Consider the following 14,441-nt stretch of genomic DNA (forward strand, 5'->3'; position numbering starts at 1 on the left):
TGACAGATGCGCGTGCGTGACCTCCCGCTGTCGGCGGCCCTCGTCTCCCACTACGAGTCGAACGGTATCGAGGAGCTGTACCCGCCGCAGGCCGCCGCCGTCGAGGCCGGCGTCGCGGCGGGCGGCCGCGTCGTCGCCGCCATTCCGACCGCCAGCGGCAAGACGTTCATCGCGGAACTCGCCATGCTCACCGCCGACGGGCCGGCGCTGTACATCGTCCCGCTTCGCGCGCTCGCCCGCGAGAAGTACGAGACGTTCGACCAACTCCCCGGCGTGAGCGTCGGTATCTCCACCGGCGACTTCGACGCCGACGAGGCGGAACTCGGCGACCACGACATCGTCGTCGCCACGAGCGAGAAAGTGGACTCGGCGATTCGAAACGGCGCGCCGTGGGTCGAACGCCTCGCCTGCGTCGTCGTCGACGAGGTCCACCTCCTCGGCGCGCCGGGGCGCGGGCCGACGCTCGAAGTCACGCTTTCGACGCTCCAGCGCCGCGTCCCCGACCTCCAACTCGTCGCGCTCTCGGCGACCGTCGACAACCCCGAGGCCATCGCCGACTGGCTCGACGCGGAACTCGTCGAGAGCACGTGGCGGCCCGTCTCGCTCCGGACCGGCGTCTACGCCGACGAGACCGTCGAGTTCGACGACGATACCGACCTCGACGTGGTCGTCCCCCCGACCGGCCCGAACGACGACGAGGCAACCGAGGCGACCGTCGCGCTCGTCGAAGACGCGGTCGAGACCGGCGGGCAGTGTCTCGCGTTCGTCCGGTCGCGCCGCGAGGCCGAGGCGCTGGCCGACCGCCTCGCCGACGAGGAGCTTTCGCCCGCGCCCGCCCTCGGCGACGAACTCGACGAACTCGGTGGCACCGCGACCGGCCGTCAGCTCTCGGAGTGCGCCCGGACCGGCGTCGGCTTCCACCACGCCGGCCTGCGGAGCGCCCACCGGGTCGCCGTCGAGAACGCCTTTCGGGACCGCCGGCTCGCGGTCATCTGCGCGACGCCGACGCTCGCCGCCGGGGTGAACGTCCCCGCCCGCCGGGTCGTCATCCGCGACCAGAAGCGCTACACCGGCGACGCGATGGAATGGATTCCCGTCCTCGACGTCCACCAGATGTGCGGCCGCGCCGGTCGCCCGCACCTCGACCCGTTCGGCGAGGCGGTCCTCGTCGGCGACGCGGACACGAAAGCCGAGCTGTTCGACCGCTACGTCACTGCCGACGCGGAGGCCGTCGACTCGCAGTTCGCCGACCCCGAGGCGCTCCGAACACACGTTCTGTCGGTCGTCGCCTCCGGGTTCGCCGACAGCCTCGACGGCGTCGCCGACGTGTTTTCAGCGACCTACTACGCCCACCAGCACCCCGACGTCGACCTCGCGGACCTCGTCGCCGAGGTGGTCTCGGAGCTCGAAACGATGGAGCTCCTCGACGTGACGGGAGAGACGCTGTCGGCGACGACGCTGGGCGCACAGACCTCCAGACAGTACGTCTCGCCGACGACCGGTGCGCGCATCGTCTCGGGCATCCGGACCATCGAGGAGATGGCCGACGAACACGTCACCGCCCGGACCGCCCTCGAAGTCGTCTGCGACACGCCCGATATGCACGACACCTACCTCGGCAACCGAGAGCGGGCGCTGATGTACCAGTACGCCCGGGGCCACGCCGCGGAGTTCACCACCGCGATGCACGACGCCGACCCCTTCGAGGAGTGGCTGACAGCGGTCAAGACCGCCCGCATCCTCCACGAGTGGACCGAGGGGTCGGACATCGAGGAACTCGTCGAGCGGTACCGAATCGGACCGGGCGACGTGGAGTCCCGCGTGGAGCGCGCCGAGTGGTTGCTGGGCGCGGCGGACGCCCTCTGTGCCGCCCTCGACGCGGACGTGCCCGAGTTCCGCGAGGTCCGGGCGCTGTTGTCGCCCTGAGGCGGGACCGACCCACACGACGTCCCGACTCACCCACTTCGGGCCGAGCCGTGTGTCTTCGCGTCGAGGAGCCAAAGTCGCTTCGGGATGCCGTTTTAAGCTTCGCGGGAGCGTAGGCGAGGCTATGGGTATCACGTACGAAGACTTCCTCGACCTCGACTACGAACCGACCGACGAGGACCTCGTCTGCACCTTCCGAATCGACCCCGCGACGGGGATGTCGACGGAGGCGGCGGCGAGTCGCGTGGCCTCGGAGTCCTCCAACGGGACGTGGGCGGCCCTCCAGACCGGCGCGGACTTCACCGACATGGGCGCGACGACGTTCGACATCGACGGCGACCTGATTCGGGTCGCCTACCCCGCCGGGCTGTTCGAACCCGGCAACATGCCGCAGGTGCTGTCGTGTATCGCCGGCAACATCATGGGCATGAAGGCGGTCGACACGATTCGCCTCCTCGACTGCGAGTGGCCCGAGTCGGTCGTCTCGGCGTACCCCGGCCCGCTGTACGGGTCGTCGGTCCGCGAGGAGATATTCGGCGTCACCGACCGCCCCATCACGGCGACGGTCCCCAAGCCGAAAGTCGGCCTCTCGACGGCGGCGCACGCGCAGGTCGGCTACGACGCGTGGGTCGGCGGCGTCGACCTCCTGAAGGACGACGAGAACCTGACCGACCAGTCGTTCAACCCCTTTTCGGACCGCCTGACCGAGTCACTGTCGCTCCGCGACGACGCCGAAGACGAGACGGGCGAGACGAAGTCCTATCTCATCAACGTCACCGCCGACACCCAGACGATGCTCGACCGGGTGGACGAGGTGGCCGCGCAGGGCGGCGAGTACGTCATGGTGGACATCATCACCGCGGGCTGGGCGGGGCTCCAGACCGTCCGCGAGCGCACCGAGAAACACGGCCTCGCCATCCACGCCCACCGCGCGATGCACGCCGCCTTCGACCGGCTTCCGGCCCACGGCGTCTCGATGCGGGTGCTCGCGCAGGTGGCGCGCCTCTGCGGGGTCGACCAGCTCCACACCGGCACCGCCGGCCTCGGCAAGCTCGCGAACGAGGACACCGTCGGCATCAACGACTGGCTCGCGGGCGACCTCTACGGGACGACCGACGTGCTCCCGGTCGCCTCGGGCGGGCTCCACCCCGGCTTGCTCCCCGACCTGCTCGACGCCACGGGGACGAACGTCTGCGTCCAACTCGGAGGCGGCATCCACGGCCACCCCGACGGCACCCGCGCGGGAGCGGTGGCGCTCCGGTCGGCCATCGACGCCTACGCCGAGGGGCGGTCTATCACCGAGGCCGCCGAGGAGACGCCCGAACTCGCGGTCGCCCTCGATAAGTGGGGAACGGAGACGCCGCGGTAGGCCGCGGTAGGTCGACTCGGGCTCATCCGCCTTCGCAAGTGTTGCTATTTCGTGACAATGGTTCGAAACTCGTTGAGTGATTACTGCAATACCGAGTGAGAGATTAGCCCGCTATTCTGTGGGTTTCGAAGCGGGTTCGTCGTTTGAATATCGATGATAATAATTGGCGAGTGAGTTTTATACGATTGTTTTCGCAGAGCTACAGTCAGAGTAATTCGGCCACTACCGGCTGTTCGGCGCACATTGGGGGACGCCGGGGATTCGCCGATATCACCCACATCATGAAGATACGAACGAAACTTATCGCGCTCTGTCTCGCCATCTCGCTGATTCCCGTGTCAGTCGTCGGCGTTGCGGGCGTCCAAGGAATGGATAGTATTGGAAATTATGCACAAGGACAGAGCGAGGCGACGCTCGAATCACAGATCACCGGTGACCTGAACCACACCGTCGCCGCCCGGCAAGAGGAGATACAGAACCTCCTCGACGCCCGTCGAATCGACGCCCTCGCGCTGGCGGACTCGGCACCCGTGCAGAACTACGAGGCCGCCCGGGACGGGGAGATGGAACTCGTCCAAGAACAGAGCCAAGCGCAGTTGGGCTACATGGCGCTCCAGATGCGCGCCACCGTCGAGACCACGAAGCAGTCCGTCCTCGCGAACCAGTACGGCGGACAGGACTGGGCGGACCTCTCCCCGGCGCAACAACAGCAGGTGAAAGACCGAGTCGAGGCGCGAATCGCCGGGACAGCAGGAAGCGGCGTTCAACAGAGCGGGACGCTCTCCGACGCGTTCTACCCCGGTTACGTCGGCTCGACCGGGTACGCGTTCATCCTGAACGGGGACCTCGACTTCGTCGTCCACCACGGCCTCGACGACGGGGTCAACACCGTCGAAGACACCGGGATAACGGCGTTCAATCAGGTGCCCGCCGAAATCGAGTCGAACGCCGCCGTCCGCGACGGCGAGGACTGGGGCATCGTCGAGTACGAGTGGGAAGACACCACTCAGGAGGGCAACCCCGTCGAGGAGAAGTTCGTCGCGTACACCTACCACGAGGACTTCGACTGGGTGCTCGCGCCGAGCGTCTACTACTACGAACTGCAGACGGCCGCCGTCGCCGACGCCCGCGGCCAGATTAACGACTCGTTCCGGAGCTACCTCGAAACCCGCGCCGTGACCATCGACGGCGAGGAGCACCCCGCCTACGACGAGGTGCTGTTCACCGACGAGAACGGACAGGGCATCGTCCAAGCGACCCGCACCGACGACGGCATCGCCACCGAGTCGGTGGCCGACACCTCGTTCGCGGACGAGGCGTGGTTCGAGTCCGCGACCGAACTTCAGGACGGCGAAATCCAGGTCAGCGAGGTCACGAACGTCGGCGGCGACGCCGCCGTCTACGTCACCGCGCCGGTGTACCGCGGGGGAGAACTCGCGGGCACCATCACGCTCCAGTTCAACTTCGAACTGCTCAACACGCTCATCGACGACATCCAGGTGGGTGAGACCGGCCACCTGAGCATCGTGAGCGAACGCGGGACGCTGTTGACCGACTCGCGGGAGTCGCTCGGCTCCGTCGAGTCCGAAATCGCGAGGAACGTGACCGCGATTGTCGGCCAGAGCGGACTGACAACTCACGAGACGACCGGCGACGACGACGAGTCGGCTCGCTACTTCGTCGGCTACGCGCCGCTCCACTTCGGCAACGGGCAGTACGAACTCGTCGCGACCGTCCCCGAGTCCGACGTGACGGCCCCGGTCGAACAGCTCGGGCAGGCGATGAACGACCGGGCGGACACCGCCCGGAACGTCATGCTCCTGTTAATCGTCGGCATCATCGCGGTCGTCATCGGCGTCGGCTACGTGGCCGCGCGGTACTTCTCGGAGCCGATAGAGGCGCTTCGGGACCGCGCGCAGTCGCTCGCCCGCGGTCGGTTCGACGACGACGAGGACATCGACGCCAACGACGACGAACTCGGCGAACTCGTCGAGGCGTTCGACGACATGCAGGAGAACCTCCAACGGCAGGTCTCTGCGCTTCGAACCGCCGGGACGGAACTCGGCGACGGCAACCTCGACCAGAACCTCCGGACCGACCTCCCCGGCGAGTTCGGCGCCATCATGTCCGACCTCGACACCGGGATTCAGAAGCTCCAAGACGGCTTCGTCGAGGTGCAGTCCGTCGCCGACGAGTTCGCGGCGGTGAGCAACGAGACGGTGTCGAGCGCGAAGGAAATCGAGTCCGCGAGCCAGGAGACCGCGCGGTCGGTCGAGGAAATCGCCCACGGCGCGGAACAGCAGACCGAGCGGCTCCAGACGGTCGCAAACGAGATGAACGACCTCTCGGCGACCATCGAGGAGGTCGCCGCCTCCGCCGACGGCGTCGTCCAGTCGGCGAACCAGGCCGTGTCGCTCGCCGACGAGGGGCGCGAGCACGCCGCGGAGGCGACAGACGAGATATCGACCATCGAGACCGAGGCCGACGAGGCGGTCGAGCGGGTCGAAGCCCTCGGCGAGCAGGTGGGCGAAATCAACGAAATCGTCCAACTCATCAACGACATCGCGGAGCAGACGGACCTGCTCGCGCTCAACGCCTCCATCGAGGCCGCCCGCGCGGGCGAGGCCGGCGAGGGCTTCGCCGTCGTCGCCAACGAAATCAAGGCGCTCGCCAAGGAGGCCAGTCAGGCAACCGACGAGGTGGAAGCCCAAATCGACGAGGTGCGCGACCGCGCCGACGACACGGTCGACGACATGCAGTCCATGCAGGAGAGCGTCGAGAGCGGCTCCGAGACCATCGGCGACGCCATCGAGATGTTCGACCACATCTCCGGGGCGATTCGGGAGGCCGAACACGGCGTCGAGGAGATTTCGCAGGCGACCGAGAATCAGGCCGTCTCGACCGAGGAGGTCGTCTCGATGGTCGACGACGTGTCGAGCGTGAGCGAGGAGACCACCTCGGAGACGGCGACGGTCTCCGCGGCGACCGAAGAGCAGACCGCCGCCATAAACGAGGTCACGCGGAACATCCAGCAGGTGTCGGAGTCCGCCCAGTCGCTCAACGACCTCGTCGGCCGGTTCGACGTCGGAAACGGCGGCGGAAGCGACCGCGGCGGCGACGCTCCCGCGGCGGCCGGCACGACCCCCGACGGGTCGCCGCCGGCGGGGTCGCAAGCTGTCGCCGACGGCTCGGGTGAGGGAAGCTCCGTCCCGTCGGCGGACGACTGAGTCGGAAACGACGCCCGGTCCCGGTCGTCTCGCCGACGACTACCGGTCTACTTCTCCCATTATCGTGTCGAGGCTCCCGAGCGCCGCGATGAGGTCCGGGATGTACTCGCCTTCGGCCATCTCGGGGAGCGCCTGCAGGTTCGAAAACGAGGGGCCGCGAATCTTGAACCGCGCCGGGGTGTCGGTGCCGTCGGCGCGGATGTAGATACCCAACTCCCCTTTCGCGGCCTCGACGGCGCGGTACACCTCGGTGTCGTCGTCCGGTTTGATGGTTCGCGGGACGTTCGACTGGACGGTCCGTTCGTCCTCGGGCCAGCCTTCGAGCAGGTCGACGCACTGGGCGACGATGTTGGCCGACTCCCCGACCTCGCGGAGGCGGACGAGCAGGCGCGCGAAGTTGTCGCAGTCCTCTTCGACGGCGACCGCCCAGTCGAGTTCGTCGTAGTAGCCGTAGGGGTCGTCGCGGCGGAGGTCGTAGTCGATGCCGGAGCCGCGGGCGACCGGTCCCGTCACGCCGTAGTCCTTCGCCACCTCGGGCGGGAGGATACCGGTGTCGACCGTGCGGGCCTGCAGAATCTCGTTCGCCGTCAGGAGGTCGCGGTACCCCCGCAGTTTCTCGGGGAGGTCGTCGACGAAGCGCCGAATCTTCTCGAAGAACGCCTCGCGGGGGTCGGGGAGGTCCCAGACGACCCCGCCGAGCCGGAAGTAGTTGAACATCAGCCGCTGGCCCGTGAGGTCTTCGAGGATGTTCTGGACGAGTTCGCGGTCCCGGAGCGCGTACTGAAACGTCGCCGTGAAGTCGCCGATGACGTCGAGGGCGTACGCGCCGACCGCGAGCATGTGCGAGAGGATGCGGCTCAGTTCGGCCGCCAGTGTCCGGAGCACCTGCGCGTACTCGGGCACGTCGATGTCCGCCAGCGCCTCGGCGGTGCGGGCGTAGGCCCACTCGTTGAGGAGGCCGCCGCCGCCCCAGTCCCAGCGGTCGGGGTACGGCATAATCTGGTGTCGGTAGGTCCCCCGCTGGCACATCTGCTCCTCACAGCGGTGGATGTAGCCGATGTCGGGCTCGACGTCGGCGACCTGCTCGCCGTCCAGTGCGACCTGCAGGTGCATCACGCCGTGGGTCGCCGGGTGGTGCGGCCCGATGTTGAGAAGCATCGTGTTCGTGTCGGCGCGGCCGTCTTCGGCGAGCGGGTTCGCGTTCTCGTCGTACCGGACGACTTGGGGCCGCGTCTGGTCGTAGTCCAGCCCGAGCGGGTGACCCTGCCACGTCTCCGGCAGGAGGATGCGGCGCAGGTCCGGGTGGTCCTCGTACCCGACGCCGACGAGGTCGTACGCCTCCCGCTCGTGCCACTCGGCCGTCCGAAACACCGGCGCGGCAGACTCGCTCACCGGGTCCGAGCGGGGCGTCGGGACGACGACGCTCGCCTCTCGGGTCGGGTCGTCGTACGACTTCAGGTGATAGACGGACTCGTAGCGGTCCTCGTACTCCTGTGCGGTCACACACGAGAGGTGGTCGAGGCCGAGACCGTCGCGGAGGGCCGAAAGCGACGACTGCACCGCGTCGGGGCGAATCTGCACCGCGGGCGCGTGGACGTGCTCCTCGGTGGCGAGGGCGGCGTCCCCCAGCGCCCGCCGGAGCGCGTCGGCGTCGAGGGGACCGGCGTCGTCGGCGGCGCGCGCGCGGCGGGGTCGTCGTCGTCGGACTCGGGGGTCTGTCGCGGGCGTTCGAGTGACATGGCGGCTGACGCCCGTTCGTTCGTCCGGCCGTCGGTTCGGCGTTCTGCCTCACGAGTGCGGTCAGTTTTTATGTCGCGGTCGAATCAACCCGCTGGCATGAAATCCGTCAGGCTTCGCTTCGCGCCCGACGACGAGCAGATGCACCCGATGCACGAGTTCGTCGTCGACCACGAGGCGTTCGAGCGGACCGAACTCCACCACTGGAACCCGACGGTGACCGACAGGAACACCATCGTCTTCGAGGTGTTCGGCTCCGACATCGAGGCCTACGAGGCGGCGCTCGCGGAGACGGAGCGCATCCGGTCGTACGAGGTCTCACAGCTCCCCGGCGACTCCTTTTTCATCGTGGTGAACGAGCGGCTCGACGCAGCGGGCGCGAGACAGACGGCGGCCGTCACGCGGGGCGACCTCATCGTCGTTCCGCCGGTCGTCTTCGACGGCGACGGCGCGGTGTCGGTGACGCTCGTCGGCACCGACGACGCCCTCCAGTCGGCGGTCGAGGAGATGCCCGAGGGCCGCGGCCTCGAAATCGTGCGGGTGCGGGAGTACACGGGTCCGGGGAGCGTCTCCGCCGGGTCGCTGTCGCCCCGCCAGCGCGATGCCGTCGAGGCCGCCGTCGACTGCGGCTACTACCGCGAGCCGCGGACGGGGGCGGTCGCCGACGTGGCCGCCCGGCTCGACTGCTCGACGAGCACCGCGGCGGAACACCTGCGAAAGGCGGAGATGAAAGTCATGGGCGACCTCGTCGACGGGCCGTGACCGCGGGTCAGTCCGCGACGACGGTCCGGACCCTGACGACGACTCCGGCTACGGTTCGGCCCGCAACGGCGGTTTGGGACCTGCCTACGGTTCGACCCGCGAGGACGGCTCCGCCCACGGTTCGCTGGTTCCCTCGCCGAACAGCTCCCGCATCAGGATGACGATGCTCTCGGGCGGGAACTGCCCGCGCTCGGTGACGATGGCGTCCACGTAGCGCGGCGGCGTCACGTCGAACGCGGGGTTCTTGACGGTCGGGTTGCCGAGTTCCGCGAGCGTCTCGTCGTCGACGACCTCGGCGGTGTCGCGCATCTCGATATCGACGGTGTGGCCGGTCATCGTCCCCGGGTGGAGCTTGAGCGTCTGCGCGGCGACCATGATGGGCGTCCCCCGGTCGCGGGCGTTGACCGCGAGGCCGCTCGTCCCGATTTTGTTGACGACGCTCCCGTCGGCCGCGACGGCGTCCGCGCCGACGAGCACGTGGTCCACGTCGTTGAGGTAGCGCCGCGCCGCCGAGTCGACGATGAGCGTGACGGGCACGCCCAGTTCGTCGAGTCGCTTCGCGGTGATGTGCCCCTGATTTCTGGGTCGGGTCTCCTTGACGACGGCCTCGATGCGTTTTCCCTGCTCGACCGCCGCCTCGACGCACGCCAGCGCGTCCGTCGAGTGGCAGTGGGTCATGATGGTGTCGCCGTCGCGGAGGCGGTTCGCGCCGACCTCGCCGAGGTCGGCCTGGGCCCGTTCGAGGCGGGCGCAGAACTCGTCGGCCGACTCGACGACGTTCTGCCGGAGCCCCTCGACGGTCGTACTCGACATGCCGCGGAGGACGTACCGGAGGGCGTTGGGGAGGCTCACGGCGGTCGGCCGCGTCTCGTAGAGCGCCCGCGCGGCCGCGCGGAGTTCGGCGCGGAACGCCTCGGCGTCGGCGGCGTCGCTCTCCGTGGCCTGCGTCCGAAGCGCCCGCGCGGCCGCGTCGGCGATGGTCGCCGCGCCGCGAATCTCCATCGTGTCGATTTCCGTCGCGGTGCGCCGGACCTCGGGGTGTACGCGGTCGTCCATGCGGGAACTACGGGCGTCGAATGGAAAAAGGTCGCCGCGGCGACGCTCTCAGACCCGGTCGACAAGCGCCTCGTCGGGGTGTCGGACCCGGACGGTCTCGACGCGCTCGGTGAGCGCCTTCGCGTCGGCGAGTTTGTCCTCGGACTCGGCGTGGACCGTAAACAGCGTCTCGCCGCTGGCGGACATCTCGCCGACGCGGCGGTGGAGTTCGAGGCCCGCGCCGGGGTCTCGCGGCGCGCCGGCCCGGCGGGCGACCTCGTTGACGAGGCGGTTGTTGACGTGCGTGACCACGCCGTCGCGGGTGGCGCGGACCGCGGCGGTGTGCCGGCCGGGCGAGAGGTCCGCGGCCTCCACGTCGGGGTCGCCGTTCTGCGCGGCGAGTATCTCGCGGAAGGTCTCCTCGGCCCGCCCGGAGTCGAGGATGTCGGCGGCGTCGGCGTCGACGCCGGTGGACTCGAAAAGCATGTCGGCGAGGCGAATCGCCTTCATGCGGAGGTCGTTCGGGCCGCCGCCGGCGAGCGTGGCGAGGACCTCGCGGGCTTCGAGCACGGGGCCGACGCCGCGGCCGACCGGCGCGGCCCCGTTCGTGATGGCGCACTCGATGGCCATCCCGAGGTGGCCGCCGACGCGGTTGAAGTCCTCCGCGAGTTCGCGCGCCTCCGCGAGGCTCTCGACTTTCGCGCCCTCGCCGTAGGGGATGTCCACGACCACGTTGGTCGAGCCGGCGCTCTTTTTCTTCGAGAGGACCGAGGCGATGAGCTGTCCCTTGGGGTCGATAGAAAGCGGCGTCTCGGCGCGGATGATGCGGTCGTCGACCGGCGAGAGGTTCACCGCGCCGCCCCAGACGAGACAGCCGCCGGTCTCCCCGACGATGTCGCGTATCTCCGGCACGGAGAACTCCACGTCGCAGAGGACCTCCATCGTGTCGGCGGTGCCCGCCGCGGAGGTGACGGCCCGCGAGGAGGTCTTCGGAATCTTCAGCCCCGCCGCGGCGACGATGGGGACGAGAATCGGCGTGACGCGGTTGCCCGCGACGCCGCCGATTGAGTGTTTGTCAGCGATGACCGGCTCCTCCCACGCGATGGATTCGCCGATGTCCGCCATCGACTCCGTGAGGTGCATCGTCTCCTCCATGGACAGCCCGTTCGTGTAGGTCGCGGAGACGAACGCGCCGAGTTCCACGTCGGCGAGGCGCTCCTCGTAGATGTCGCGGACGAGTCGGGACAGTTCGTCCGCGTCGAGTTCGATGTCGTCGAGCTTCTTGCGGATGTAGTACACCGAGTCCGGTTGCGGCGCGACCGACACCTCGACTGCGCCTTCGAGGTGGTCGAGACGGCGCGTCACCCCGAGGGTCCCCTCGGAGACGAGTTCGTCCGTCAGCTCCACGATGCCGATAGTCGTCCGCCCGTCCCGGCGCAGTTGGACGCGTTCGAGGGCGTGAACCCCGAGTTCGGCCGCGTCGCTCTCGTTCAGGAGGACCGTCGGAGACCGGGTTCCGATGTCGATGTGCTCGGCGACGAGTTGCATACCCGATGGTCGGACGATACCGTCAAGAAATCGACCCCGAGTCCCGGGGAGGGAGAACGCCTACGCGAGCCGGGATTCGACGAGGTTCTTCAGGTCGTCGTAGCCGCGGACGCCGACGAGCTGTTCGACCGCCTCGCCGCCGGCGAAAAGCACCATCGTCGGGACGCCCCGGACCTGGTACTGGGCGGCGAGCTCCTGGTTCGCGTCCACGTCGACCTTGGCGACCGCGGCGTCGGTGGTCTCCGCGAGCTTCTTCACGGTCGGTTCGAGCATCTTGCACGGACCGCACCAGTCCGCGTAGAAGTCGACGAGCACCACGTCGTACGAGGAGACGGCGTCTTCCAGTTCGGACGCGCCGTCGACGTGGACGGGTTCTGCCGGCCCAGCCGCGGCTTCTTTCGCCGCACTCCCGCCGTCACTGCGGAGCTTGGATTCGAGTTGTTCGCGTTTCTGCTTCCGGATGTCGGTCAGTTCGTCGTCGGACATACCTACCGATACCGGCCGCGACCTAATAACGGTTTTGCACGATTTGGGCAATAACATCTGCAATCACGGAGTCGTGATACCAGTGCGCATCGAGCGGAGCGACGCTGTGGCTCACGGCGAGAGTCCGGTGGGAAACGACGGGAGACAACGGGAGCCGGCGGAAAGCGGCGGAAAGCGGCGGTGAAGAGACGTGGCGGGCACGACCGCGGTCGGGGTCGGAGGGTCGAAAGCGACTCCGAGCGCCGAAGCGGGTCGGCGAGCGCGGTCAGTCGACGTACAGCGAGTAGGTGATGACCGCGAAGCCGACGAGCGTCAACACCGAGTCGAAGAGCAGTCCGGTGGCGAGGTCGACGTTGAGAATCACGTCGAGCGCGCCGCCGAGCATCGCGCCGAGCGTGACGACGCCGAAGCCGAGCGCGAGCGCGCGGAGCGACGCCGCCCCGGTGTTCCGGTACGCCTTGTAGCTGAAGTAGGTGATGAGCCCGCCGAGGACGAGGATGCCCGTCTTGACGACGATTATCATCGTCGCTATCGTCGGCGAGGCGCTGAGGTGCCCCATCAGGTCTCCCTCCGGACCCGCGACCAGATGTCCGCGAGGCGTTCGTCGGGCGTCTGCTCGGGGCGGCCGACCGCGACGTCGAAGTCGCGGTCCTCGTTGAGCGCGATTCGCACCTCGTCGAAGGCGACCTCGTAGGTCGTCGCGTGGTGGCCGTCCGCGCGAATCTGGGTCCCCTCGGCGAGGAGCGCCGCGTCCGTGAGCAGGTCCAGCTTCCTGTACGTCGTCGAAAGCGGGATGTCACACGTGTCTGAGATTTCGCTTGCCGTCATGGGTTCTTCGAGTCCTCTGATGATGGCTCGGGCGTCCGCGTCGTCGAGCGCGTCGAGCACCGCCGTCAGTTCGGCCGACTCCATCGCGGACCGGTCGCGCGCCATTACCCAGACTCACCGACGAGAGCCTTATTAACTCTCCGGGTCGGGCTCGTCGCTATCCGCCGATTCGGGGGCTGTGTCGTACGCGCCCTCCATTCTGAGGGCCCCCGCGCGGGCCAACACCGCGGGCGTTCGACAGACGCCCGGCGCGCCCGTCGCCTGCGGCACCGCGCAGTTGTTGCAGTTCTCGCAGACGACCCGCGTGTCGGCCGCCACGTCGCGGCCGAGCAGTCGCGCCGGGAGCTCCGGTTCGGCGTAGAACGGCCGGGCCATCCCGACGGCGTCGCAGGCGTCGCCGAGCAGTCGGTCGATGTGGCCGCGCTCGCGGATGCCGCCCTCGCAGAGCACGGGCACCGAGACGGCGTCGCGGACGCGGCGGCACAGGTCGGCGTTCCACGCCGGGTCGAAGTCGTACCACGCCGCTTCGATTCGGTTGCCGAGTTCGACGAGTCGCGCCCGGAGCGGGCCGCCGAAGGCCGCGGCGTAGCCGTCGCGGTAGCGGTCGTCGCGCCACGCGCGGGCCGGGAACGACCCCCGGACGATGCTCGCGTCCCAGAACACCGACCCCGAGACGGGGACGAGCGCGTCGTAGCCGGCGTCGTCGAGGCGGCGGCAGATGTCGACCGCGTCGGCCTCGGTCAGGCGTCGGCGGACGCCGGGCGGCGCGGCCGTCTCGGCCGGCACTTTCGTCATGAGCGGCACGTCGCCCGCCCGCCCGCGGACCTCGTCGGCGACGACCTCCAGAAACCGGACGCCGTCGCCGAACTCGTCGTCCCGGCGGTTGTAGAACGGCGAGAGGAACTGGTGGACGACGCCCATGTTCGCGCCGGCGACGTGGACAACGTCGTAGCCGGCGTCGACGGCCATCGCCGCAGAGCGGCCGAAGTCCGCCGCGAGGTCGTACACCTCCTCGGTCGTCATGACGTGGGCGTCGTAGTCGAGAAAGCCGAGGCCGTCGAGCAGTCTGAGGAGCCGCGGCGGCCGGGAGACGGCGAGCTGTCGCAGGTCGGGGTGGTCCCGTCGGTACGCGGCGTGCCACGTCTCCATGCTCCGCAGGCCGCCGTACTCCAACTGGACCGCGACGGCCGCGCCGTGGTCGTGGAGTCGCTCCGTCACCGCCGACAGCGACGCCGCGAACTCGGGGTCCGCGATGCGGGTCATCCCCGGCGCGGCACAGCCGCCCGTCTCGCGGACGATGGTCGCGCCCTGACAGACGAGGCCCGCGCCGGCCCGCGCCGCGGGTTCGAGTTCCGCCGCGAGGCGCTCGGGCGCGTCGGGTCCGGTGCCCGCGCATTCGAGGACCGGCGCGCGGTAGAGCCGGTTTCGGAGCGTGAGCCCGCCGATGTCGAGCGGGTCGTCGAGCCGAGGAGTCGCCATGAGAGAAACGTGGCGCGCGAGCGACGTAAATCGACGCGGCGGTC

Annotated in this window: 10 protein-coding genes and 2 pseudogenes; 5 read left to right on the forward strand and 7 right to left on the reverse strand. The window is 69.0% G+C overall.

The genetic code is table 11. The features are described from left to right. The first annotated feature begins 6 nt into the window (after positions 1-6). From IEV64_RS12110 to IEV64_RS20120, 4 genes and pseudogenes are all read left to right on the forward strand, one after another. On the forward strand, positions 7-1,926 hold the full coding sequence (locus tag IEV64_RS12110) for a DEAD/DEAH box helicase (RefSeq protein WP_188423986.1): 1,920 nt from the start codon (positions 7-9) through the stop codon (positions 1,924-1,926). A 124-nt stretch (positions 1,927-2,050) separates the two neighbouring features. Next, the gene (rbcL, locus tag IEV64_RS12115) at positions 2,051-3,295 is read left to right on the forward strand and encodes a type III ribulose-bisphosphate carboxylase (RefSeq protein ID WP_007274765.1); all 1,245 of its coding nucleotides are present in this window, start codon (positions 2,051-2,053) and stop codon (positions 3,293-3,295) included. A 617-nt stretch (positions 3,296-3,912) separates the two neighbouring features. Then, positions 3,913-5,307 (forward strand): annotated as a pseudogene (locus tag IEV64_RS20115) (cache domain-containing protein); the annotation flags it as partial. A 111-nt stretch (positions 5,308-5,418) separates the two neighbouring features. Beyond that, positions 5,419-6,522 carry a methyl-accepting chemotaxis protein gene (locus IEV64_RS20120; RefSeq protein ID WP_425433190.1) on the forward strand — a complete coding sequence of 368 codons (1,104 nt, stop codon included), beginning with the start codon at positions 5,419-5,421 and terminating at the stop codon, positions 6,520-6,522. Between the two features lie 39 nt (positions 6,523-6,561). Here IEV64_RS20120 and IEV64_RS12125 read toward each other — a convergent pair. Continuing rightward, positions 6,562-8,261: pseudogene (locus IEV64_RS12125) on the reverse strand (NADH-quinone oxidoreductase subunit D). 97 nt (positions 8,262-8,358) lie between these two features. Here IEV64_RS12125 and IEV64_RS12130 point away from each other — a divergent pair. Next, positions 8,359-9,021, forward strand: a complete 663-nt coding sequence (locus tag IEV64_RS12130) for a helix-turn-helix domain-containing protein (RefSeq protein WP_188423988.1) — start codon at positions 8,359-8,361, stop codon at positions 9,019-9,021. Between the two features lie 84 nt (positions 9,022-9,105). Here the strand turns inward: IEV64_RS12130 and IEV64_RS12135 are convergent, their stop codons facing one another. The 6 genes from IEV64_RS12135 to IEV64_RS12160 all read right to left on the reverse strand — a co-directional run bounded on the left by IEV64_RS12135 (position 9,106) and on the right by IEV64_RS12160 (position 14,397). Beyond that, positions 9,106-10,077, reverse strand: a complete 972-nt coding sequence (locus tag IEV64_RS12135; protein WP_188423989.1) for a ribose 1,5-bisphosphate isomerase — start codon at positions 10,075-10,077, stop codon at positions 9,106-9,108. A gap of 48 nt (positions 10,078-10,125) precedes the next feature. After that, a complete protein-coding gene (locus tag IEV64_RS12140) occupies positions 10,126-11,604 on the reverse strand; it encodes an AMP phosphorylase (protein ID WP_007274769.1) in 1,479 nt (492 codons plus the stop codon). Between the two features lie 60 nt (positions 11,605-11,664). Beyond that, on the reverse strand, positions 11,665-12,090 hold the full coding sequence (trxA, locus tag IEV64_RS12145) for a thioredoxin (protein ID WP_188423990.1): 426 nt from the start codon (positions 12,088-12,090) through the stop codon (positions 11,665-11,667). Between the two features lie 265 nt (positions 12,091-12,355). Then, complete coding sequence (locus IEV64_RS12150; protein WP_049920513.1) at positions 12,356-12,649, reverse strand: DUF7521 family protein; 294 nt, start codon at positions 12,647-12,649, stop codon at positions 12,356-12,358. After that, positions 12,649-13,023: a helix-turn-helix domain-containing protein gene (locus tag IEV64_RS12155; RefSeq protein WP_004971053.1), complete on the reverse strand. Its 375-nt coding sequence runs from the start codon at positions 13,021-13,023 to the stop codon at positions 12,649-12,651. The genes IEV64_RS12150 and IEV64_RS12155 overlap by 1 nt, the downstream gene beginning before the upstream one ends. 27 nt (positions 13,024-13,050) lie before the next feature. After that, entirely contained in the window at positions 13,051-14,397 is a 1,347-nt protein-coding gene (locus tag IEV64_RS12160) for an oxidoreductase (protein WP_089778687.1), read from the reverse strand. Positions 14,398-14,441: the final 44 nt, after the last annotated feature.

This window comes from Haloferax sulfurifontis, from assembly GCF_014635105.1.
Taxonomy (GTDB): Archaea; Halobacteriota; Halobacteria; order Halobacteriales; family Haloferacaceae; genus Haloferax; species Haloferax denitrificans.

Excerpts from the sequence above, each read along its gene's own strand:
- IEV64_RS12140 (WP_007274769.1), bottom strand. The coding sequence starts at position 11,604 with ATGCAACTCGTCGCCGAGCACATCGACATCGGAACCCGGTCTCCGACG.
- IEV64_RS12160 (WP_089778687.1), bottom strand. The coding sequence starts at position 14,397 with ATGGCGACTCCTCGGCTCGACGACCCGCTCGACATCGGCGGGCTCACG.
- IEV64_RS12110 (WP_188423986.1), top strand. The coding sequence starts at position 7 with ATGCGCGTGCGTGACCTCCCGCTGTCGGCGGCCCTCGTCTCCCACTAC.
- IEV64_RS20120 (WP_425433190.1), top strand. The coding sequence starts at position 5,419 with ATGTCCGACCTCGACACCGGGATTCAGAAGCTCCAAGACGGCTTCGTC.
- IEV64_RS12135 (WP_188423989.1), bottom strand. The coding sequence starts at position 10,077 with ATGGACGACCGCGTACACCCCGAGGTCCGGCGCACCGCGACGGAAATC.
- IEV64_RS12155 (WP_004971053.1), bottom strand. The coding sequence starts at position 13,023 with ATGGCGCGCGACCGGTCCGCGATGGAGTCGGCCGAACTGACGGCGGTG.
- IEV64_RS12130 (WP_188423988.1), top strand. The coding sequence starts at position 8,359 with ATGAAATCCGTCAGGCTTCGCTTCGCGCCCGACGACGAGCAGATGCAC.
- rbcL (WP_007274765.1), top strand. The coding sequence starts at position 2,051 with ATGGGTATCACGTACGAAGACTTCCTCGACCTCGACTACGAACCGACC.
- IEV64_RS12150 (WP_049920513.1), bottom strand. The coding sequence starts at position 12,649 with ATGGGGCACCTCAGCGCCTCGCCGACGATAGCGACGATGATAATCGTC.
- trxA (WP_188423990.1), bottom strand. The coding sequence starts at position 12,090 with ATGTCCGACGACGAACTGACCGACATCCGGAAGCAGAAACGCGAACAA.